We start from the raw sequence: 24,584 nt of genomic DNA, 5'->3' as shown, positions 1-24,584 counted from the left end.
ACTGACGAAGATGGCAACGCTTAAAAACGAACAAAAGATATATTACATACTGCGCATAGCAATTGCTATGTGCTTTATTGGCCATGGTGCTTTTGGTATCATAACCAAGCAAATTTGGTGTAATTATTTCGCGGTGTTTGGTATAGGCAAAGAGATGGCTTACACCCTGATGCCCTGGGTTGGTGTATTTGATATAACCATGGGCTTAACTATGTTATTTTTTCCTATACGTGCAGTTGCTTTATGGCTGGTTATCTGGGGTACATTAACGGCTTTTTTGCGGCCGGCATCAGGCGAGCCTTTTGCCGAGTTTATTGAGCGTGCAGGTAATTTTGGTGCCCCGCTTGCGCTGCTTATACTTACCGGCGGTGTGCAAAGCTTCAAACAGCTATTTAAACCAATTGATCCTGACACCGATATTGATGCAACCTCAATAAAAAATGTAACACTTTGCCTAAAATTAGTTGGCTTTATGTTATTAGCAGGCCATGGCTGGTTAAACTTAATAGAGAAAAAAGGATTGCTTAGCCAATATGCATCGCTTGGGTTTACTAACCCAGGCAGGCTGGCACAATTTATTGGTGTATTTGAATTTGCTGCCGCATTTACAGTGCTGATAAGCCCTGTGCGTAATATCCTGTTAGTAGTTATAGTATGGAAAATAGTAAGCGAATTACCTTACCCACACTATGAATTGTTTGAATGGATAGAACGTGGAGGGAGCTACGGTACATTAATAGCGCTTTGGTTTGCACTAAAACAGGTCTCGTCAGGGTTTCCTATACATTTTTTCAACCGGGCACTTAAACATTAATTATTAGCAATTACAAAATCCTGTATTTACAGGTTGCAGCTTAAGGTTGTATCACTTATTAACCTACAACACAATGAAATCATATTTAAAACTCCTTACCGGGGTTGCTTTATATTTATTTATCAATAACACTACCGCAAGCGCGCAAGGTTGCGTTGCTATTAGGGGTAACGGTTCGTTTCTAACAATGGAACATCCTATGCTTGATACTACTGCCGCGTCTGACCAGAGCTGGTATTTTACTTCATCATTCCGTTACTTTAAATCATTCCGCCACTTTAAAGGCAACGAAGAGCAGAAACAACGCCAGGTATTAGGTAACGAGGTTATTAATCACCAAACCACTATCGACCTTGCACTTACCCGTAACTTTGATAAATACTGGTCGGTAACGGTTGGTATACCTTACCTTATTAACGCCCGTTCATCATTGTATGAGCATGGTTTAACCGAAAGGCATAGCACACATTCGCACGGTTTTGGCGATATGCGTATTGTAGCCGACAGATGGATATGGGATAGCCACAAAGCTACAAAAGGTAATATACAGGCTGGTTTAGGTATTAAGTTGCCTACCGGCGATTACAACTACATGGATCATTTTTATAACGTTACCCCATCAGAACGCCCGGTAGATCAATCTATCCAGTTAGGCGACGGCGGTGTAGGTATTATTGCCGAGGTAAACGGCTTTTTAAATATAACTAACAACTTTGGCTTATACACCAACTTATATTATATGGCCAATCCGCGTAATACTAACGGTACACGTACCTATTTAGAGTTATTGAGCCCTACCTTGGCGGAGTCGGATATTATGAGCGTACCCGACCAATACTTAGCCAGGTTAGGTGCAAACTACTCATTCGGTACTACCAAGGCATTTACTATATCTGCCGGTGGCCGTTTAGAGGGTGTGCCCGCTTATGACCTGATTGGTAAAAGCGAGAAATGGCGCCGCCCTGGCTACGTTGTATCAGCAGAACCTTCGTTAAACTATAGCTTTAAGCGCATGAATATATTTGCCAACGTACCAATTGCGGTTGTTCGTAAGCGTACCCAAAGCTATAACGACAAGCAAAATTCAATAAAAACCGGAATTGTAACCTATGGTGATGCTGCCTTTGCAGATTACTCTATCAACTTCGGCATTTCTTTCAAACTTTAGTTAAAAGGGTTATATAAAGCGAAAGTCCCCTGGTTTTACCGGGGGGCTTTTTTTGTTTATGGGTGATGCTAATTTGTTTTTAAATAATAGTTTTACATTATGAATTCAGCTGAACAAAACTTTAAAGAATTGGGTTTAAGCCTGCCACCCGCACCAAAGCCGCTGGGTGTTTATAAACCATGTTTAATTGATGGCAAGTACCTGTATCTATCGGGCCACGGCACAGTAAAAGATGATGGTAGCTTAATAATTGGCCGCATTGGCGAAGATATGACACCCGAAGAGGGTAAGCTTGCGGCAAAGCAGGTAGGTTTAGCTATGCTGGCCACCATTAAAGCTAATTTAGGCAGCCTGGATAGGGTTAAACGCGTTATAAAAGTATTGGGCATGGTTAACTGCAAATCAGATTTTGAGAAACACCCATTTATTATTAACGGCGCAAGCGAATTATTTGCCAGCGTTTGGGGCGAAGACAATGGTATAGGCGTGCGCAGTGCGGTAGGTATGGGCTCGTTACCCGACAATATACCTGTTGAAATTGAAGCTTTATTTGAATTGGTTTAAACCATGGCCAATAACTGGTACAATATTAATAACGTAGCCGAACTGGATACCCCCACATTGGTAGTTTACCCTGATAGGGTAAAACACAATATTGCTTTGGTAAAAACCTTTATAACTGACGTACAGCGTTTACGCCCGCATGTTAAAACACATAAAAGTTCCGAGGTTAGCAAATTAATGCTGCAGGCCGGTATCACCAGGTTTAAATGTGCAACCATTTCCGAAGCCGAAATGTTAGGTATGTGCGATGCCCCTGATGTGCTATTGGCTTACCAACCGGTGGGGCCAAAATTGAAACGGTTTATTAGGCTTATAACAGCCTATAAGGACACTTCTTACTCTTGTGTGGTAGATAATGTTGCTACTGCCCAAACTATCGCCACAGCGGCTTTAAATGCTGATATAACTATACCGGTTTATATCGATCTTAATATTGGTATGAACCGTACAGGTATCATCCCTGCCGACGCCTTACTGTTATATGAGGAATGTATGGCTATGGACGGGATAAAACTATTAGGCTTGCATGCCTATGACGGCCATATACACGATAGTGATTATGTAACCCGGCAAATTAAGAGCGATAATGCTATGGCGCCTGTTATTAAACTTGTTGCCGCTATACAAGCTAATGGCCATGCTAAACCGGTTGTAATTGCAGGCGGTTCCCCAACGTATCCAATATTAGCCGTGCGTAACGATGTAGAATGCAGCCCCGGTACTTTTGTTTATTGGGATAGGGGGTATCAGTTGGCATTCCCTGAGCAGGAATTTCAGACAGCTGCGTTGATCGTTACCCGCGTTATATCCTTACCCGATGAAACTAAGCTTTGTTTAGATGTTGGGCATAAATCGGTATCGGCAGAGAATGAACTAAATAAAAGAATATACTTTTTAAATGCACCCAAACTTAAATTTATAAGCCAAAGCGAAGAACATTTAGTAATAGACGCAGGAGGAGATCATCAATTTAAAGTAGGGGATATTTTATATGGCTTACCTTACCACATTTGCCCTACTATAGCTTTATATGAGCGCGCTATTACTATTGAAAATGAAGACGTTACGGGTGAATGGTTGAATATAGCGCGCGACCGGAAAATAACAATTTAGCAATACACAATGTTTATTATTGATGCCCATTTAGACTTAAGTATGAACGCCCTGGAATGGAACCGCGACCTTACCCGGCCGGTCGCCGAAATAAACCAGCGTGAACTTGGGTTATCTGATAAACCCGACCGTGCCAAGGCAGTTGTATCATTCCCCGAATTGCGTAAAGGCAACATTGGCTTGGTAGTAGCTACACAAATAGGCCGTTATGTTGCACCCGGTAATACTTTACCCGGCTGGCACTCACCGGCGCAGGCCTGGGCACAAACCCAAGGGCAACTGGCTTACTATAATGTCATGGAAGACGCAGGCGAAATGTACCGGGTATACAACCTGGAATCCCTTGAAAAGCATCTGCAAAATTGGTGTAATGGCGAAGACAACGCCAATAAGCCAATAGGCTATATATTAAGTTTAGAAGGTGCAGACTCAATTGTCGACATAAGTTACTTAGACGGGGCATACCAAAATGGTTTGCGTGCAATAGGGCCTGCACATTACGGCCCCGGCAGGTATGCCAATGGCACCGATGCAACAGGCAAAATGGGGCAAAATGGTATCGACTTGTTAAAAGAAATGGAACGGCTTAATATAATATTAGATGCCACCCATTTATGCGATGACGCCTTTTGGCAGGCACTTGATAATTTTGGCGGTAATATTTGGGCAAGCCATAACAATTGCCGCGCATTGGTAAACCACAACCGCCAGTACAGCGATGAGATGATAAAGGCGTTAATTGACCGTGGCGCGGTAATAGGCGCAGCCCTTGATGCCTGGATGATGGTGCCCAATTGGGTAAGAGGAGAGTCAACGCCACGTAAAATGAATTGCAATTTGGATGTTATGGTAAATCATATCGATCATATTTGCCAGATTGCAGGCAATACACAGCACGTAGGTATGGGTACCGATTTAGATGGCGCATTTGGGCGTGAGCAATGCCCCTATGACCTGGAAACCATTGCCGATATGCAAAAGGTACCTGGTCTATTAAAAAAACGTGGCTATACCGAAACGGATATTGAAAATATGATGTATGGTAACTGGCTGCGCTTTTTAAGAAACGCGTGGAAATAAACGAAAGATATGGGCGCAGAGCAGGATAGGTTAAAAACTACAGGTTGGAAAAAATGGGGCCCTTACGTTAGCGACCGCCAGTGGGGAACGGTACGCGAAGATTATAGCGCCAATGGGGATGCCTGGAACTATGTTACTCATGACATGGCCCGTAGTAAAGCCTACCGGTGGGGCGAAGAAGGTATTGCGGGAATTTGCGATATAGGCCAGCATTTATGTTTCGCAATAGCGCTTTGGAATAAAAAGGACCGTATACTTAAAGAGCGCTACTTTGGTTTAAGCAATTCGGAAGGCAACCATGGCGAGGATGTAAAAGAACTGTATTATTACCTGGATAACACGCCAACCCACTCGTATATGAAAATGCTGTACAAATATCCGCAGCAGGCCTTCCCTTACGATCAACTGGTTGCAGAAGCAAAAAAAAGAGGCCGCGACCAGCCCGAATTTGAGATAATTGATACAGGCACTTTTAACAATGACGAATATTTTGATGTTTTTGTAGAATATGCCAAGCAGGGTAAGGATGATATCCTCATAAAAATAACTGTACATAACCGTGGTAATACTGATGCAAGTTTAAATGTGTTGCCAACCCTTTGGTTTCGTAATACATGGGCATGGGGGTACGATAGTGATAAACCTTCGCTTAAAGCTGGCGACAACAAGCATATTAGTATTTACCATAAACAGTTAGGTCAGCTTTTTTTAGCTGCCGAGAAGGAAGCCGAAACATTGTTTTGTGATAATGAAACAAATACCAGGCGCTTTTTTAATACAGGCGATGATAAACAGTTTTATAAGGACGGGATAAATAATTATATCATAAACGGCGACAAGTCAATCAACGCTGATAAAACAGGTACAAAGGCTGCCATTAATTATGATATCACCATACCGGCACAGCAAAGTACAACTATACGGTTAAGGCTATCGCCTAATGCTGATGTTGTATTCGACGATTTTGAGACCATATTTCAATCGCGGCAGCAAGAGGCGGATGAATTTTATAAAGCCATACAACCCAATCAAAATAACGACGAACGTGCTGCCATACAGCGCCAGGCTTATGCCGGAATGTTATGGAACAAGCAGTTCTATTACTATGATATACACCAATGGCTTACAGGCGACCCATCAGAGCCAACACCACCTGCCGAACGCCTGAACGGGCGTAACCATAGCTGGCAACATTTTAACAACCGTGGCGACATTATATCGATGCCCGATAAATGGGAATACCCCTGGTTTGCCGCCTGGGATCTGGCTTTTCATTGCATACCGCTGGCTAATATTGATATGGCCTTTACAAAAAGCCAGCTAACATTACTGATACGCGATTGGTATATGCACCCCAATGGGCAACTACCTGCTTACGAATGGAATTTTGAAGATGCCAACCCGCCAGTACATGCCATGGTTACCTGGAAGGTTTACCTGCAGGATAAAAAGGCAAATGGGGGCAAAGGCGATACTTACTTTTTAGAGCGCATATTTCATAAGTTGATGATCAACTTTACCTGGTGGGTTAACCGTAAAGACGAAGCAGGAAACAACATATTTGAAGGCGGCTTTTTAGGCCTGGATAATATTGGGGTATTTGATCGTAATACCAAGTTCTCAAACGGGGCGCATCTGGAACAAGTGGATGGCACCAGTTGGATGGCAATGTACTCGCTTAACCTGTTGCGTATTGCTGCCGAGCTTGCGGTGACCAATAAAGCATATGCTGATATCGCTTCTAAGTACTTCGAGCATTTTATTTATATATCAGGTGCTATGTCCAGCCTGGGCGAAGGTGGCCGTAGCGGCTTATGGGATGAGGAAGAAAGCTTTTTTTACGACCAGCTACGTTTTGCAGATGGCAGCGCCGAGAAAATGAAAGTGCGCAGTATTGTAGGTTTCATACCCTTATTTGCTACAGAGGTATTAGATGATGCAGATATAGCCAATAACCCCATATTTAGCGACAGGATGGATTGGTTTACCGCCAACCGGCCCGATCTGTCTTCGCTGGTATCGCGCTGGGATGTAAAGAATAGCTCGGGCAAACATTTAATTAGCCTGTTACGTGGCCACCGTATGATAGGCATATTAAAGTACATGCTGGACGAGAATGAATTTTTAAGCCCTTATGGCATACGGTCGGTTTCGAAATACCATTTAAATAACCCGTTTAGTATTAACATGAACGGCTCGCAATTCAGCATAAAATATACCCCTGCCGAAAGTGATATACCCATGTTTGGCGGCAACAGTAACTGGCGTGGCCCAGTTTGGGTGCCTATCAACTACCTTATCATTGAAAGCCTGAATAATTTTTATGAATACTATGGCGACGACCTGCAAGTAGAGTGCCCTACAGGGTCGGGCAATATGATGAATTTAAAAGATGTTGCCAACGAGATATATAGCCGTATATCAAGACTGTTTTTACGCGACGAAAATGGGAAGAGGGCAGCCGACGGCAACAGCGATATAATTCAAACCGACGCGAATTTTAAAGATCATATACAGTTTTACGAATACTTTGATGGCGATAATGGCCGTGGCTTAGGCGCGTCGCACCAAACCGGCTGGACAGGCCTGATAGCCAACTGTCTATATCATTAACAGGCAAATATTAATGTTATTGTGTTTTATTGACACAATAATTTTTTTATTCGCTTTTTTGATTTAGATTTACTTAAACCAAGTAAACTAAATTACCAAAAAAATGAATTTTAACAGGCGCAAGTTTTTGCAAAGTACAGGCACTTTGGTGCTTAGCAGCGCAGTTTTATCGGGTAAAGCTGCATCAATATTAAATATGGCCAAACACCCGGTAGGTGTGCAGTTATTTACCTTTTTTACATCTATAGATAACGATGTAAAAGGCACCTTAAGCCAAATAGCAGCAACCGGCTATAAAGAAATAGAATCGGCATTTAGCAGAAAAGGTGGCTATTATGGAATGAAACCCAAAGAGTTTAAAGCCGTAGTAAACGACCTTGGGATGAAATGGAAATCGCACCATGTATTGGGTGCACCATTTAAATTGCCGGCAGGTGCTAAAATGCCAACCATGCCCGATGGTAAGCCAATGACTATACCTGTAATGGCTAACCTACAAGATAATATGCAGCAACTGGTTGATGAAGCTGCCGAAGGCGGTGTTAAATACCTGGTTTGCGCTAATACGCCAACCGGTAATATGGACGAACTTAAAGCATCTATAGCGGTATTAAATAAAACAGGTGAAGCTGCTACAAAGGCAGGATTAATATTTGCCTATCATAATCATGATATGGAGTTTAAGGCTATGGATGGTAAAGTGCCTTACGACCTGCTGTTATCAGAAACAGACAGCAAACACGTAAAAATGGAACTTGACCTGGCATGGGCAGTTAAAGCCGGCAAAAATCCGGTTGAATTGTTTAAGCAAAATCCGGGTCGTTTCCCGCTATGGCATGTTAAGGATTTGGATGCAGCCAGGGAGATTATATTACCTGTAGGTAGCGGCACCATTGATTTTAAACCAATTTTTGCGGCGGCAAAAACCGCGGGAATGGATAGCTTTTTTGTAGAGCACGATATGCCTAAAGACGCGCTTGCAAGCATACAAAGCAGCTTTGCTTATATAGATAAGAATTTAAACGCTTAAATAAAAATGAATTTGTGCAGGCTATTGCAAATAAGTCTGTACAAATTCATCGTTACTTATAACGCTAACCAACGTGTTAATGATGCCTTTTTCGGGTGTATCATTATCCAGCGAAGAGGAATGATCTTCTAACTCATCAAGGTAGGCAACAGCCTGTTCCTCGCTATCAAATAACAGTATTACATCGCCGTTAATTTCCATATCTGTGCCGTTTGGCAACTTGGGTAAGCCATACTGCTCAAATACATTATGTGATATGTTTGAAGGAAGATCTATCTTTAACATGGTTTTATTTTTTTGCTTGTTCTTTTAAATAACCGTCAAAACGTATCCGCTGGCGGTTTTGGCTTATTACAGCAAGGTCGGTTCGGCCGTTGGTTTGTACGGTAAATAACAACTGTGTGGCATTGCCAACATCCTTTGGTTTAATAACAACATTCCAGCTGCCATTTTTAGCCTGCTGGCTTTTGTAGTCAAAATCGGTTGACGTAAACTTTATACCATTATCGGTACTGCTATTATAACCCGCACCCGAATACACCTCACCAAAATAGGGCAGGTAAGATATTACGCTATCTGCAGTAACCGTTACATCATACGTGGTATTTAAATAACGCAAACCACCATAAGCCGGGTACATGTTATTGGCCTGAAAAGTGAATTTTTTTGAATCGATCATTTGTTTTACATCAGCTGCTAAACTTGCCTTTTTATCGGCTTTACTTTGCTGTGCTGTAGCTGGTTTTATATTGACCGCAATAAGTGCCAAAACAACCATCATCCTTACTAAAGTTTTCATTTTAAACATCTTTTAACTTAATATTTGTTAGACTTTTTACACACCTTTTGGTTTAAACTATATAACCAATTTATAGTAGGATGTATTTATCAAAGCGTTTCCATAAAATATATTAAAATTGTTAAAATAGCTATATATTAAACAACAAAGCCACCCGATTTTAGTTCGGGTGGCTTTACTATTTTTTATGCTGTAAGTTATATAAGGCTAACGCTGCGGTTAACAAACTCTGTCAACTCAGCACCTGTTAATAAACCTTGCGATAGTAAGGCCAAATCAAAAGCTTGTTTAGCTAATTGTGCCTGTACATCTGCATTATCATCCTGCAATATGCGAGTAATTAATTTGTGGTTACCGTTAACTACTACTTTGTAATTGTCGGGCATGTTGCCGTAAAAGCCCATTCCGCCGCCCATGGCAGCCATATCTTTCATACGGCGCATAAACTCGTCCATAGTTACGGTTACAGGTAACTCATCAGGGTTAAGGCTTTCCAGTTCTACTTTGTAAGCAGGCTTATTAATAGCCTTATCAAATATCTCTTTTATTTTTGTCGACTGCTCTTCAGTTAACACATGCTCTGGGGCATCATCTTTTTTGATCAGCTTATCTGCAACATCGGCATCAACGCGCTTTAACGATGTTTTTTCAAGTTTATGCTCAAGGTGACTGATAAAGTGTGTATCAATAGGGGAGTTCATCAACAACACATCGTAACCCTTTTTATTAGCCGACTGTATAAAAGCATCCTGCTTTTGGGGGTCGTTGGTGTAAATATATACCAACTGGCCATCTTTGTCTGTCTGTAAACCTTGTACTTTTTCTTTGTATTCGTCTAAAGTAAAGTTCTCTTTAGCGGTGTTGGTTAACAAAACATAATCTTTGGCTTTATCATAAAATTTGTCTTCGCTCACCATACCGTATTTTATAAACAAGCCAATATCTGTCCATTTTTCTTCAAAGGCTTTACGGTCATTTTTAAACAGGTCGGCCAGTTTATCAGCCACTTTTTTAGTGATGTAGCTGTTTATCTTTTTAACACTGCTATCGGCCTGTAAAAAGCTACGCGATACATTCAATGGGATATCGGGCGAATCTATAACGCCATGTAAAAGCATTAGAAACTCCGGAACGATATCTTTTACCTCATCAGTAATAAATACCTGGCGGGAAAATAATTTGATCTTGTTTTTTTGGAACTCAAAATCGTTTTTCAGCTTAGGGAAATAGAGTACACCGGTAAGGTTAAAAGGATAATCAACATTCAAATGAATCCAAAATAATGGGTCTTCACTGAAAGGGTAAAGTTCTTTGTAAAACTTAAGGTAATCTTCGTCCTTTAACTCATTTGGTGCCTTTGTCCATATAGGGTTAGTATCGTTAATAATGTTATCAACCTCAATATCTGTATGTTTTGCCTTACCTTCTTCATCAACTCCATCTTCAACAGATTCGGTTTTGGTGCCGAACTTGATAGGCACAGGTAAAAATTTGCAATACTTATCTAAAATTTCGCGTAAACGGTGTTCGCTTAAAAACTCTTCCGATTCAGAATTAATATGCAGGGTTATTTCGGTACCACGCTCTTCCAGGCTGCCCTCGCTTATTTCAAACTCGGTGCTGCCATCGCATACCCAGTGCGCGGGTGTAGCGCCATCCTGATAACTTAGGGTTTCAATTTCAACCTTATCCGCCACCATAAATGCCGAGTAAAAGCCCAAACCAAAGCGACCAATAATCTCATTGGCATCTTTAGCTTCCTTAAACTTCTCCATAAACTCGGTAGCGCCTGAAAACGCTATCTGGTTAATGTATTTTTTTATCTCTTCGGCAGTCATACCTATACCGTTATCAGATATGGTAATGGTCTTTTTGTCTGCATCAAAGGCAACCTCAACACGCAGGTCGCCAAGTTCGCCGTTGTAGTTACCAAGCGAGGCAAGGCGTTTTATTTTTTGTGTTGCATCAACGGAGTTAGATACCAACTCGCGCAGAAATATCTCTGTATCAGAGTATAAGAATTTTTTAATGATCGGGAAAATGTTTTCGGTGTGTATCGAAATTGTTCCTTTTTCTTGCATGGTACTATGTTTTTAGAAAATTTTAATGATTTACTAAACCCAAATAACAATGCCCGTTCCAAAGCGAAGTATTTGCCAAATTGGCAGGGAGGGAAGATGTGAAGATTACAAATGTGTAGATGAAAGTTAATTGGCTAAGCTTGTGCTTAGCCAATTAACTGGATATTATTTAGTACCCGCAGGTTTTATAACAGGGGTAGGTTTATTTAATGCAAAACGTTTAGCTACAATAGCCAATTGGTCGTCGGTTAATTTAGATGTTGCTTTTAATATCCCGGTTAAAAAGGCAACTTCGTTATCGGCAGCAGGGCAACCTACGTTTTCGCCGGGTGTGGTTAATGCAGCGCCTGCGGGCCTCATTTGGCTATCGGCCAAAACCGTTCCTTTAGCATCTAAAACCAACCAAAAAGGTAAGCCCGATTTTTCGCCGCCAAATTTGGCCAATACTTCTGTAGAGCCCGGATTCTCCAAATTCTTTTTTTCAGGTTGCTCTAAAACATCTAAATGTGCTATAACATAGTTGGCATCAAATAGCGGCTTAAGGGCAGCATCGTTTATAGATGCGTCCATTTTTTTGCACCAGCCGCACCACGATGCATGGAATATTAATATTACTTTTTTGTTCTCTTTGGCTGCCTGTGCATAAGCCTTGTTTAGCACACTCTCTGACGATGGCAAAGCCGACTGTGCAAATGCACCTACTTTAGCAGCAAGTATAAATACAAACGATAGTAAAATAATTTTTTTCATGGCGATGTTTTGATGAGCTTAAATTACTAATAAGAATCTGCAATTCCAGCCATGGACTAATTATTAGCAAACGTAAGTATAAACGTAGAGCCTTTACCTTCGGTAGATTGTACCTGTATATTACCTTTATGCAATAGCATTATTTGCTTACATAAGCTTAAGCCTATTCCGCTACCTGTTTTACGCGTGCTGAAAAACGGGATAAATATCTTATCCAGCAATTCGTGCGGCATGCCCAAACCGTTGTCTGTTACTTTAACCAGTGTTTTACTATTGCTTTGCACCTCGGCAGATAGGGTGATACGTGCTTCTTCCCGGTCTTTTACCGCCTCAATAGCGTTAACTAACAGGTTTATCATTACCTGGTCAACCAAATTACTATCCAGTTCGATGGCTAAGGCCGGGTCGCGAAGGATAATTTCCAATTCGATGTTTTTCTTCTCTAAAGTAGGGCGCATCAGGCTGGCCAGGTTCTCGAACATGTTACGCACCAACACCTTTGTAGTATCCAGTTTGGTTATTTTGTTAAGGCTTCGGTAGCTTTCGGTAAACTTAAGCAAGCCTTCGCTGCGGCGTTTAATGGTATCTATGCCTAATGAAATATCCTCAAGGTCGGCACTTTGTATGCTGCTGGCTATATCAGGGCTCTCTAAACGGTTTTTTAGTGTATCAGCCAATGACGAGATAGGGGCAACCGAGTTCATTATCTCGTGTGTCATTACGTTTAATAGTTTCGACCATGCCTTTGATTCAGTCTCATCTAAAGCCTCGCTAACGTTTTGAAAAGCGATGAGCTTGTACATCTTTTCATCACTACGCATAATACTCGCGGTAACCAGCATTTTTACCTGCTGCTGTTCGCGGGTAATGCTCATTACCTTTGCATCACCTGGCTTTAAGGTTGTTATATCTTTGTACAGTATTGGTTCGCGTTTTTCTAATGAGTGAATGGTTTTTAAATAAGGGATGCCTATCAGTGTTTTAAAAGCCTCGTTAATCCAGCCCGTTTCGCCGGTTTCCTGCTCGTACGACAAGATACCAGTATCTACCAGTTCAAGTATCTTCTGCAGGTAATGGTATTGTGTTTCGCGTTCGCGGCTTATTAATTTAAAAGTGGTATTAATATCGTTAAAGCCTTTGCGCAGTGGCTTTAATTCGTTAGGTGCCTTGCGCACATCAAAGTGGCGGCTAAAATCGCGGTAGTGTATAGATTCTACAAACTGGTTCACCTCGTCCTGCGCCTTTTTGTTAAAGCGTATAAGGTCTAATACAGAATACACTACCAGGGGTACCGTAATTACGCCGTATAATAGCACACCATTGCCGTTTACCACAATTAACGCGGTGGCGGTAACAGCAAAAAATAATAATATAATACGCAGCACCAGCCGCCATTCGTAACGGTTAAATATCATATTTGCTTAGTCTGCGGTATAAGGCTGTGCGGGTTAGTCCTAATTCTTTAGCTGCCCGTGTAATATTGCCATTGTGCTTTTCAATAACGCGCAGTATGGCGTTTTTTTCCAGCGTGCTTAGCTGGATGTTGTCATCATCAATAATATTTTCGCCGGGTGTTTCCAGTATCGAAAAGATTAGATCGTCGGCCCTTAAAATATGGTCGTCGGCCATAATTACAGCACGCTCTATAGTGTATTGCAGTTCGCGTACATTGCCGGGATAATTGTACATCCTCAATTTTTGTAATGCTGCCGGTTCAAAGTCCATTGTAGGTTTAAGGTATTTACTGGCATACATTTTTGAGAAATGCTTAGCTAGTATCACAATATCTTCGGCGCGTTTGCGCAAGGGCGGCATGTTTATTTCAACCGTGTTAATACGGTATATTAAATCCTTTCTAAAACGGTTCTCGTTAGCCAACTCAGATAAAGGTACATTGGTGGCACATATCAGCCTTATATCTATATCAACCGCCTTGTTTGTGCCTAAGCGGGTAACCTGCCTGTTTTGCAGTACGGTTAGCAGTTTAGCTTGCTGTTGCAGGCTTATATTACCAATCTCGTCTAAAAATAAGGTGCCGCCCTGTGCATCTTCAAAACGGCCGCTGCGGTCTTCACGGGCATCGGTATAAGCACCTTTTTTATGGCCGAATAATTCGCTTTCAAACAAGGTGTCGGTTAACGCGCCAACATCTACCTTTATAAATGGTTTATCGGCCCGTAACGATCGCTCGTGTATGGCTTTTGCCATCAGGTCTTTACCGGTGCCGTTTTCGCCTAATATCAATATATTGGCATCGGTAGGGGCTATTTTATTAACCTTGTGGAATATATCCGACATCACTTCAGATTCACCTAAAATAGAGGTGTCACCCTTTCCATCTTTACCGGATGGTTTGTTAGGTTTGCCGCCACCTTCCTTTTTATCAAGCAGGTCCTTTATGGTATCTATTAGTTTCTCATTATGCCATGGTTTTACCACAAAGTCGTTGGCACCTTCCTTTAACGATCGTACAGCAAGGTCAATATCGCCATACGCGGTTATCATAATAACGCATACGTTAGGCTTCCATTCCTTTATTTTGCGCAACCAGTAAATACCCTCGTTGCCTGTGTTTATTGCACTGTTAAAGTTCATGTCAAGCAATACCAGGTCAACCTGGTTACGTTGCAGCAGCCAATTCAGGTTTTCCGGGTTCTTCTCGGTAATTATTTCCTGTGTTTCTGTTTTTAGCAATAACTTAACAGCCGTAAGTACATCGGGGTCGTCATCTACAATTAAAACGGTTGCTTTTTTAAGTATCATTATATTGTGATTAGTTCTTTGTGGCGTGTATATATACAATATTGTAAATTACTCCTGCAAATTAATAATTGGATGTTAAATATCATACCATTTATACGAATACAGCTATTAAACTGTAAATCAACCATGATTAGCGCCTGGTAACTTTTCAAGGGCTTTTTACACTGTATCATTACCGAACACATGCTGTAACAGAAGCGTACGGTGCAATATGAGGTTTATGCTTTAAAGTGTTGTAATACAGCAATTTAATTTGTGGCATGTGTTTTTGTATCTAAGTACAAATTATTAAATATACCGTGGATAGAGTTATACAAAAAAAGAAATGGAGTACCAAACGGCTAATGACCATAGCCGGAATTACAGGCTTGGTAATTTTAGTTACCGGCGCCGTGTTTTTAAACTCGGGCAAAAGCAAATTAAATGTAGATACTGAGCGTATTACAGTTAGCGATATTAAAAAAGGCCCTTTTCAGGAGTTTATACCTGTTAATGGTGTGGTGATGCCACTTACAACCATCTTCCTTGACGCTATTGAAGGCGGACGGGTTGAAGAGAAATATGTAGAGGATGGTGCAATGCTTAAAAAAGGCGACCCGATTTTAAGGTTATCAAATACCGATCTGGAGCTGAGTTTAGCTAATCAGCAAACCGCAGTGTTCAACGTGTTAACACAAATGCAAATATCGCGCGACCAGGCACAGCAAAACACCATCAGTAAATTAAATTCGATGGCCGATGTGGATAACGCCTTGAAAGAAGCTGAAAGGGTTTATAAACTGGATAAGAAGTTATACGACCAAAAAGCGATAGGATTACAGGAGTATCAATCTGCCGAAAACTTGTACAACTACCAGGTAAGGCGTAAAAGGCTTGCTTCGCAAATATTAAAGCAAGATACCGTATCTACAAGTGCTCAGCTAAAACAATCTACCGAGTCGTATGCCAACATGAAGGGAACGCTTGAGCTGATGAAGAAAAAAGTAGGCGACCTTATTGTAAGGGCACCTATTGACGGGCAGCTTACATCAATGGATGCAGAAATTGGCCAAAGCAAAAACAAAGGCGAGCACCTGGGCCAGTTAGATGCACAAAACGGCTTTAAGGTTAGGGTTGATATTGAAGAGCACTATCTGTCGCGTATATATAACGGCTTAATGGGCGATTTTACCTTCGCCGATAAAACTTACAAACTGGTTATCAAAAAGGTATTTACCTCGGTTGAAAAAACAGGCCGCTTTAACGTAGATATGCAGTTTGTTGGCGCAGTGCCTAAGGGTATACGTAAAGGCCAAACTTTACAGATACGTTTAGCACTAAGCGACGAAACTACAGCTGTATTAGTACCTAAGGGTGGCTTTTATCAGCAAACAGGTGGTAACTGGATATTTAAAGTGAGCGAAGATGGTAAAAAAGCCTACAAGGTTGATATACAGATAGGCAGGCAAAACCCCGACTATTACGAAGTTATAAGCGGTTTAAAACCTGGCGATAAGGTGATCACATCCAGCTATGAAAACTATGGTGACATACAGGAGCTGGTACTAAAAAAATAGCGGTTGTAACCTTATTAAAAAAGATGCGTCTGTTATAAAACCATAAATAGAGAGAATATAAATTATTAAAATATAAATCACAATTAAAACAAAAAGGCTTCTTCTGCACCAGCAGGAGAGGCTGGGGAGGCCAAATGATTAAAATTACAAATCTTGAGAAATTTTACCGCACCGAAGAGGTAGAAACCATTGCGTTAAACAAGCTAACGATGGAAGTTAACACCGGCGAGTTTGTTGCCATAATGGGCCCATCGGGCTGCGGTAAATCAACCTTGCTTAACATCCTTGGCATGTTAGATGATCCGGATGATGGCAGTTATGTATTTAACGGTATCGAGGTAGCTCATTTTAACGAGCGTAAACGTGCCGACCTGCGGAAACACAATATTGGTTTTGTGTTTCAAAGCTTTAACCTTATTGATGAGTTAACCGTTTTTGAAAACGTTGAATTGCCATTAATATACACCGGCGTCCCATCGGCCGAGCGTGTAAAAAGGGTAGAAGAGGTGTTAGACAAAATGCAGATCATGCACCGTCGTAACCACTATCCGCAACAGTTATCGGGTGGTCAGCAACAACGTGTGGCTATTGCCCGCGCGGTTGTTAACAAGCCTAAGCTGATACTTGCGGATGAGCCTACCGGTAACCTGGACAGCAGCAACGGTAACGATGTTATGGAACTGCTTACCGATTTAAACGAACAGGGAACCACCATTATAATGGTTACCCACTCTGAGCATGATGCCCGTTACAGCCACCGTATTATCCGTTTATTGGATGGCCAAACTGTAATGGAAAACATTATGGTATAATACAACTATCGCTGATACAAAATAGTTAATATAATATAGTTAAATGTGCCTCCTGCTACCCTCTCCACCTTAAAAAGTGGAGGGGATTGCTCGAGAATTGCCCCAATATTTGGCCCGACGGCAGCATTAAACTATCATGATTTATGTAAATAACAGTATCATGTTTAAAAACTTCATCAATATAACCTTTAGGAGCCTTACCAAAAATAAGGCTTATAGTTTTTTAAATATTTTTGGTTTAGCAATAGGGATAGCGTGCGCATCCCTTATTTTTTTATGGGTGGAGGATGAGGTAAACTTCGACTCGCACAACGTAAAAAAAGACAGGATATACCTTGCCCGCGAAAACCAGAAGTACGATACCTATGTATTTACTGAAAGCTCGACACCTGGCGTTATGGGGCCTGCTATACAAGCCGAGATACCGGGTATTGCCAATACCTGCCGCACCAATGAGGGTACCGAATCGTTAATGTTCTCTTACGCTGATAAACCTGTACTTGCAGAGGGTAAGTATGTAGAAAAATCCTTCTTTAACATATTTACCTTGCCATTTGTACAGGGTAACGCGGCTACGGCTTTTACGCAGCTACGCTCGGTAGTTATCACCGAAAAAGCCGCCAAAAAGTTCTTTGGCAACAACAAAAATATCATCGGTAAAAATATTAAGGTAGATAACAAGGAAGAGTATACGGTTAGCGGTGTACTAAAAGATCTGCCATCCAACTCAAGTATCCAGTTTGAATGGTTGATGCCTTTCCAGATATATTTTGATAAAAGCCCCTGGCTAAAAAGTTGGGGTAACCAATCGTTAAGCACCTACATCGAACTTAAGCCGGGTGTTAGCCCCGAATCAGTTAATAAACAATTATACAATGTAATTCAAAAACGCGAGCCTTCAGCTTTGGGCCATGTGTTTTTATTTGCCATGAACGACTGGCACCTGTATGATAGCTTTAAGGACGGCCTAAAAACAGGTGGCGGGCAAATAGAGTATGTGCACCTATTTACAGTTATAGCCTGGATAATACTTTTTATCGCCTGTATAAATTTTATGAATTTGGCCACAGCCCGTAGCGAAAAACGCGCCCGAGAAGTTGGTGTACGCAAAGTATTGGGTGCAGGCAAAAAATCGTTGGCCATGCAGTTTATTGGCGAAGCTTTATTTATGGCTTTTATTGCCATGTTTTTTGCAGTAATTATTCTTGCATTAGTATTGCCGGCATTTAATACCCTTGTTCAAAAACAGCTTACGCCTGGTTACGATAATGTATACCACATATTAGGTTTACTACTTATTACTACGCTTTGCGGTTTAGTAGCAGGTAGTTATCCATCATTATATCTTTCTTCATTTAACCCGGTATCGGTACTTAAGGGCATTAAATTAAAAGACAGCGGTGCATCGCTTATCCGTAAAGGTTTAGTGGTAATGCAATTTACCGCATCGGTAGTGCTTATTATCAGTACCGTAATTGTTTACCAGCAAATACAGCATGTAAAAAGCAGGCAGTTGGGTTTTAATAAAAACAATTTAGTTGAAATGAATTTGCAAGGCGACATGGCCAAAAACTATAGCGCTATTAAACAGGAAATGTTAAACACCGGCTATGTTGAGAGTATGGCCTTATCAGACCATGCGATAATTTATGGCGGTAATAATACATCAGGCCTTACCTGGGACGGCAAACCTCAGGGTTCGCAGGTGCTGATATCACAACGATATGTTACGCCTGAATTTTTAGAAACATCGGGCCTTAAACTAATAGATGGCCGTAACCTTACCGTTGCTGATACCAGTTCAAAACCCATTGCTATGCTTATTACCAAAAGCATGCAGGACCTGATGGGCAAAGGCAGCGCTATAGGTAAGCGTGTACATGGCGAAGGGGATACCACATCGGCAGTTGTTGTTGGGGTGGTTAATGATTATGTATACGGCAACATGTACGGCAAGTCTGATCCTGTTATGTTTTTTAGTTCGGCGCCACAGCATACTACTTTGATGTATGTGCGCTTTAAACAACAAAAAGGGGTAGAGGCTTCATTGGCTGCCATACAAAATGTTTTAAAGAAAGATAACCCTGCATATCCTTTTGATTATCGTTTTGTTGACGACCAGTTTAGTCAAATGTTCTCAAGTGAAATGCTGGTAAGCAAACTATCAAGGGTGTTTGCAGCATTAGCCATTATTATATCGTGCCTGGGTTTGTTTGGCCTGGCAGCTTATACTGCCGAACGCCGCATTAAAGAAATTGGCATACGCAAAGTGTTAGGTGCCAGTGTATCGGGCCTGGCAAGTTTGTTATCTAAAGACTTTTTAAAGCTGGTGCTTATATCATGCGTTATTGCGTTCCCAACGGCGTTTGTGCTGATGAAAAACTGGCTGAAAGGCTATCAATATCACATACAGATACAATGGTGGGTGTTTGCTTTGGCTGGTTTTGCGGCTGTGTTTATAGCAGTTGCAACCATTAGCTTCCAAGCTATTAAAGCGGCGTTAGCCAACCCGGTAAAAAGTTTAAAAAACGAATAATATAAACTAATACGATGTTTAAGAATTACATAAAAATAACTTGGCGCAACTTGTTAAAAAACAAGGGCTTCACCAGTATAAACATTGCTGGCTTGGCAGTAGGTATGGCCAGCGCGGCGCTTATTTTGCTTTGGGTGCAAAACGAGGTTAGTTACGATCAGTTTCATGAGAAAAAGGACCGGCTTTACCAGATGTATAACCGCTCGGTTTTTGATGGTAAGCTTTGGTGCTGGGGTACTACACCCAAGCCAATGATGAAAGCCCTTAAACAGGATTATCCGCAGGTTGAACAAACTACGCGTGTTAACAGTTCTAATTTTTTGTTCACGGTAGGCGATAAACATTTAAATATTCAGGGAATAGTTACCGATCCCGATTTTCTGACCATGTTTTCATTCCCGTTACTTAAAGGGAACCCTAAGACAGCAATAAATGACATGAAGAACATAGTCATTACCGAAAAAATGTCGAAGAAGCTTTTCGGCAATGAGGATGCAATGGGCAAAACGGTGAAGCTGGATAGCGTGGATATGTTTACGGTTACAGGTGTAATGAAAGACTTGCCTAACAACACAAGCTTTGATTTTGAATATATTTTGCCTTACTCATACACCGAAAAACTGTATGGTAACGACGAAAAGAATTGGGGCAATAACCAGTTACAAACCTACATTTTACTAAAACAAGGTGTTAACGAAGAATTTTTTGATAAACGAGTTAAAAACATTACCCGCTCGCACTCGGATATAAAGGATATTGATGTTTTTGTACACCCCATAACTAAGTGGCGCTTATATTCAAAATTCGAGAATGGCAAAATAGTTGGCGGAAAGATTGAGACGGTTAGATTGTTTAGCATAATAGCTGCATTTATACTGCTTATAGCCTGTATCAACTTTATGAACCTGAGCACCGCACGCAGCGAGAAAAGGGCGAAAGAGGTGGGTATACGTAAGGTGGTAGGCGCATCAAAAACAAGCCTGATAGCGCAGTTTATGGGTGAATCTATACTTATTGCGTTAATAGCAGGTGTGATAGCCTTGTTTGTTGTGCAGGCAGCTTTGCCGTCTTTTAATGATCTTACCCAAAAGCATTTGTTTTTGCCATTTATTAATCCGGTGTTTTGGCTGATAGTAGTTTCATTTATACTGTTTACGGGCTTAGTGGCGGGCAGTTACCCTGCATTATACCTGTCGGCATTTGCACCTGTAAAGGTTTTAAAAGGCACATTTAAAATGGCTAATGCAGCTATATCGCCGCGTAAAATATTGGTGGTTACGCAATTCACCTTCGCCATTGTGCTTATTATCAGTACCATAATTGTACGAGAGCAACTGGACTACGCACAAAAACGCGATACCGGTTACAAAAAGAATAACCTGGTATATACCACCATGTCGGGTACTATCGACAAGAATTATGCGCTTATACGCAACGAACTATTAAACAGCGGCGCGGCTACAGCCGTAACCAAAACCAGCGCTCCAATTACCCAAGGCTGGAGCGATTCGTGGGATTACAACTGGGCAGGTAAAAACCAAAACGAGAAACTGGACTTTAACGTGTTTAACACCGATGGCAGCTTTACCAAAACAATGGGGCTAAAAATAATACAGGGCCGTGATATAGACCCGGTTAATTACCCTGCCGATTCGCTTTCGATATTATTGAATGAGGCCGCACTTAAAGTAATGGGATTTAAAAACCCAATTGGCCAAATTGTAAGGCGTGGCGATACCAAATTAACTATAGTAGGTATTGTAAAAGATTTTATACTGCAATCGCCATACGAGCCGGTTAAGTCCATGATCATACAGGGCCCAAAATCGTGGTTCAATGTGGTGCATTATAAGCTCAATGATAAAAACACAACGGCTCAAAACCTTAAGCTGGCCGAGGCCGTGTTTAAGAAATTCAATTCCGAATACCCATACGAATACCAATTTGTAGATGAAGAATATAGTAGAAAATTCCAGGATGAGCAGCGTATAGGTGTGTTAGCATCGCTGTTTGCCGGCTTAACTATATTTATTTCGTGCCTTGGTTTATTTGGCCTGGCCACTTATATGGCGCAAAACCGCATTAAAGAAATTGGCGTGCGCAAGGTTTTAGGGGCATCGGTATTTGGCATTACATCAATGCTTTCAAAAGATTTCCTGAAACTGGTAGCTATATCTTTTATTGTGGCTACGCCATTAGCGTGGTATGGTATGCACCAATGGTTACAAGGTTATACCTACAGAGTTGATATACGAATTTGGGTGTTTGCCAGCGCGGCATTCTTAACTACGCTGCTCTCTATCGTAACAGTTAGTTTCCAGGCTGTAAAAGCAGCCTTAACAAACCCCGTGAAGAGTTTGCGCAGTGAATAGTGAATGGAGATAGTGAGTAATACTTACCCGTTTAGGGTTTAGGATTTTAGAGGTTAGCGTTTAGAATTTAGGGTTTAGAATTTAGCATTTAGAATTAGAGTTTACAGTTGGTGTATTAAAATAAATATCATGATAAGGAACTATTTAAAAACGGCTTGGCGAAACATATTAGGTAATAAGTTTTATGCCACCATTAATGTAGCAGGCCTTACCGTGGGCCTTGTTGTAGGCCTGTTTATGCTGCTTTGGGTGCAGGACGAACTGAGCTTTGACAGTAACAACAAAAACGCCAAACATATATACAAGGTGGGCATTGTTGCCGGTACCGGTATCAGTAAACAAATTTTTAATAATATAATTGCTCCGGTAGCAACATTTGCTAAGGCCGAGATACCTGAAGTGAAGGATGGCGTGCGCATTATGAATATTGGCAGCGCCCCTTTTAAATACAAAGACAAAGTGTTTTATGAAGACAACTTTGCCTTTACAGATCCTTCGTACTTTACGGTGTTTGATTTTAACCTGATACAGGGCGATAAACGTAACCCTTTCCCTGACAACAACTCTTTGGTTATTACCCAATCGACCGCTAAAAGGTATTTTGGCAATGAGGACCCCATTGGTAAAGTAGTAATGATGGGGCAAAACGAGCAATGCAAAGTAACCGGAGTAATTGCAGATTATCCTGAAAACTCCAGCTTTAAATACCATGTATTGTTGCCCATGTCTCGCTTCAACTACCTGGCCTATGTAAAAAGGAAGACCAGCTACGACGGTAAAAATGTGGTATCATCTATGGATGCAGACTGGAGCGCCTTCGCGTTTCAAACCTACTTGTTGGTTAAAGGAGAGGTAAACACTACCGTTTTAGAGAAAAAGTTACAAGCCATACACGAGCGCCAAAAGCCTGAAGATGCACCGGTGCCCTACTTAACACAACCCTTGCTAAAAATGCACCTGTACCAGGCAGATGGTACCGATGGCGGTTTCTCTACCGTACGCACATTTGCTATAGTGGCTTTAATGATATTGATCATCGCATGTATTAACTATGTAAACCTTTCAACAGCGCGATCTATGCTGCGTGCCAAAGAGGTAAGCATGCGTAAAATTATAGGAGCAGGCAAATTCCAGTTGTTCATGCAGTTTATGGTAGAGACCGCCTTGCTGTTTGGCATAGCGGCCATATTTGCTTTGCTGCTAATGTTTGTGCTATTACCTTATTACAACCAGTTTTCGGGCAAGCAATTAACGTTTAGCTTAAGCAGCTACAATATTTGGCTAAGCATAGGGCTTACCATGATAGGTACATTAGCCGCATCAAGTATATATCCAGCCTTGCTTTTATCATCTTTTGAACCATTGAAGGCTTTAAAGGGTAAAATAACCGTGGGAATAGGTAACGCGGCATTCCGCAGGGTGTTGGTGGTGCTGCAATTTGCCATATCTATCATACTCATCATCGGTACATTAGTTATCAGCAATCAGCTAAGCTATATACGCCATAAAAATTTGGGGTACGATAAAGAGAACGTGCTGGCATTCACCATGCGCGATGATATGGTTAAACATTTTGATGCTGCAAAAGCCGAGCTTGTAAAATCACCGGCAATAACAGCGGTTACACGCATCAGTCGCGATATAATCACAGGCGGCAGCTCTACCGGTGATAATGATTGGGATGGCAAGCCGGCAAATTCAAATATGTGGTTTAACCAGGTATATGGGGATAAGGATATGCTTGGCTTCTTTAAAATGAAGTTAGTAAGCGGGGCGAACTTTACCGGCGCTGTTGCCGATTCGGCCCACTTTATTATTAACGAAACGGCAGTGCATGAAATGGGTTTAAAAGACCCGATAGGTAAAAGGCTGCGCGTACAAACCATCAACGGAACTATTATTGGTGTTGTGAAAGATTTTCACTTTACTACCATCCATAAAAAAATAGAACCAATAGTGTTTCAGTACAACCCCGACAGATGCTGGAAATTATATATTAAAACTACCGGGCAGGGTGCGCAACAGGCTATAGCTGCCGCGCAAACTGTTTGGAAACAATACAATAACGATGTGCCTTTTACCTACACTTTTTTAGATGAAAGCTATAATAAGCTTTATACTGATGACCAGCGCCAGGGCACTTTATTCAACATGTTTTCGGCTATCGCTATCATCATATCCTGCTTAGGCTTATTTGGCCTTGCCACTTATTCGGCACAAGTTAAAACGCGCGAGATAGGTATACGCAAAGTGCTTGGCGCAAGTGTTGCCAAGATCATCGGCTTGCTGGCTACTGAATTTATGATACTGATAGTACTTGCCATTATAATAGCTGTGCCCGTTGCCTGGTATGCCATGAGTGGCTGGCTGCAGGATTACGCCTACAAAATAAACATCGGCTGGATGGTTTTCCTGATAGCAGGAGGTGGCGCCACTTTTATAGCGCTGGCTACTATCAGCATACAATCTGTTAAGGCGGCATTGGCGAACCCAGTGAAGAGTTTACGGAGTGAGTAATTTAGTCCATCGTCTA

Annotated in this window: 18 protein-coding genes; 12 read left to right on the top strand and 6 right to left on the bottom strand. The window is 41.4% G+C overall.

The window, feature by feature from the left end:
- The first annotated feature begins 10 nt into the window (after positions 1 to 10).
- From FFF34_005925 to FFF34_005895, 7 genes are all read left to right on the top strand, one after another.
- Positions 11 to 814, top strand: coding sequence for a hypothetical protein (locus FFF34_005925; protein TSD66937.1), 804 nt, complete (start codon positions 11 to 13; stop codon positions 812 to 814).
- A 73-nt stretch (positions 815 to 887) separates the two neighbouring features.
- Positions 888 to 1,982 (top strand): hypothetical protein, encoded by a 1,095-nt coding sequence (locus FFF34_005920; GenBank protein TSD66936.1) that lies wholly within the window; start codon positions 888 to 890, stop codon positions 1,980 to 1,982.
- 99 nt (positions 1,983 to 2,081) lie between these two features.
- On the top strand, positions 2,082 to 2,546 hold the full coding sequence (locus tag FFF34_005915; protein TSD66935.1) for a RidA family protein: 465 nt from the start codon (positions 2,082 to 2,084) through the stop codon (positions 2,544 to 2,546).
- 3 nt (positions 2,547 to 2,549) lie between these two features.
- Positions 2,550 to 3,659, top strand: coding sequence for a D-TA family PLP-dependent enzyme (locus FFF34_005910; protein TSD66934.1), 1,110 nt, complete (start codon positions 2,550 to 2,552; stop codon positions 3,657 to 3,659).
- Positions 3,660 to 3,668: 9 nt separating this feature from the next.
- Complete coding sequence (locus FFF34_005905) at positions 3,669 to 4,739, top strand: peptidase M19 (GenBank protein ID TSD66933.1); 1,071 nt, start codon at positions 3,669 to 3,671, stop codon at positions 4,737 to 4,739.
- A 9-nt stretch (positions 4,740 to 4,748) separates the two neighbouring features.
- Positions 4,749 to 7,352, top strand: a complete 2,604-nt coding sequence (locus FFF34_005900; protein ID TSD66932.1) for a glucosidase — start codon at positions 4,749 to 4,751, stop codon at positions 7,350 to 7,352.
- A gap of 103 nt (positions 7,353 to 7,455) precedes the next feature.
- Positions 7,456 to 8,382: a sugar phosphate isomerase/epimerase gene (locus tag FFF34_005895; protein TSD66931.1), complete on the top strand. Its 927-nt coding sequence runs from the start codon at positions 7,456 to 7,458 to the stop codon at positions 8,380 to 8,382.
- Positions 8,383 to 8,403: 21 nt separating this feature from the next.
- Here the strand turns inward: FFF34_005895 and FFF34_005890 are convergent, their stop codons facing one another.
- From FFF34_005890 to FFF34_005865, 6 genes are all read right to left on the bottom strand, one after another.
- A complete protein-coding gene (locus tag FFF34_005890; GenBank protein ID TSD66930.1) occupies positions 8,404 to 8,667 on the bottom strand; it encodes a hypothetical protein in 264 nt (87 codons plus the stop codon).
- Between the two features lie 4 nt (positions 8,668 to 8,671).
- Entirely contained in the window at positions 8,672 to 9,190 is a 519-nt protein-coding gene (locus tag FFF34_005885) for a DUF4251 domain-containing protein (GenBank protein TSD66929.1), read from the bottom strand.
- Positions 9,191 to 9,378: 188 nt separating this feature from the next.
- A complete protein-coding gene (gene htpG, locus FFF34_005880) occupies positions 9,379 to 11,262 on the bottom strand; it encodes a molecular chaperone HtpG (protein ID TSD66928.1) in 1,884 nt (627 codons plus the stop codon).
- Between the two features lie 165 nt (positions 11,263 to 11,427).
- Complete coding sequence (locus FFF34_005875; protein ID TSD66927.1) at positions 11,428 to 12,012, bottom strand: DUF255 domain-containing protein; 585 nt, start codon at positions 12,010 to 12,012, stop codon at positions 11,428 to 11,430.
- Positions 12,013 to 12,068: 56 nt separating this feature from the next.
- A complete protein-coding gene (locus FFF34_005870) occupies positions 12,069 to 13,427 on the bottom strand; it encodes a HAMP domain-containing histidine kinase (GenBank protein TSD66926.1) in 1,359 nt (452 codons plus the stop codon).
- On the bottom strand, positions 13,417 to 14,775 hold the full coding sequence (locus FFF34_005865) for a sigma-54-dependent Fis family transcriptional regulator (GenBank protein TSD66925.1): 1,359 nt from the start codon (positions 14,773 to 14,775) through the stop codon (positions 13,417 to 13,419). The genes FFF34_005870 and FFF34_005865 overlap by 11 nt, the downstream gene beginning before the upstream one ends.
- A 299-nt stretch (positions 14,776 to 15,074) precedes the next feature.
- Between FFF34_005865 and FFF34_005860 the strand changes: the two genes are divergently transcribed.
- The 5 genes from FFF34_005860 (at position 15,075) to FFF34_005840 (ending at position 24,568) form a co-directional block, all read left to right on the top strand.
- Complete coding sequence (locus FFF34_005860) at positions 15,075 to 16,331, top strand: efflux RND transporter periplasmic adaptor subunit (protein ID TSD66924.1); 1,257 nt, start codon at positions 15,075 to 15,077, stop codon at positions 16,329 to 16,331.
- 134 nt (positions 16,332 to 16,465) lie between these two features.
- Complete coding sequence (locus tag FFF34_005855; protein TSD66923.1) at positions 16,466 to 17,143, top strand: ABC transporter ATP-binding protein; 678 nt, start codon at positions 16,466 to 16,468, stop codon at positions 17,141 to 17,143.
- Between the two features lie 160 nt (positions 17,144 to 17,303).
- The gene (locus FFF34_005850; GenBank protein TSD66922.1) at positions 17,304 to 19,679 is read left to right on the top strand and encodes an FtsX-like permease family protein; all 2,376 of its coding nucleotides are present in this window, start codon (positions 17,304 to 17,306) and stop codon (positions 19,677 to 19,679) included.
- Between the two features lie 14 nt (positions 19,680 to 19,693).
- Positions 19,694 to 22,051 (top strand): FtsX-like permease family protein, encoded by a 2,358-nt coding sequence (locus FFF34_005845; protein TSD66921.1) that lies wholly within the window; start codon positions 19,694 to 19,696, stop codon positions 22,049 to 22,051.
- Between the two features lie 129 nt (positions 22,052 to 22,180).
- The gene (locus FFF34_005840) at positions 22,181 to 24,568 is read left to right on the top strand and encodes an FtsX-like permease family protein (protein TSD66920.1); all 2,388 of its coding nucleotides are present in this window, start codon (positions 22,181 to 22,183) and stop codon (positions 24,566 to 24,568) included.
- Positions 24,569 to 24,584: the final 16 nt, after the last annotated feature.

This window comes from Inquilinus sp. KBS0705, assembly GCA_005938025.2.
GTDB lineage: Bacteria > Bacteroidota > Bacteroidia > Sphingobacteriales > Sphingobacteriaceae > Mucilaginibacter.
Note: the sequence above shows the minus strand (reverse complement) of the source record. Positions and strands in the feature narration are given on the sequence as shown.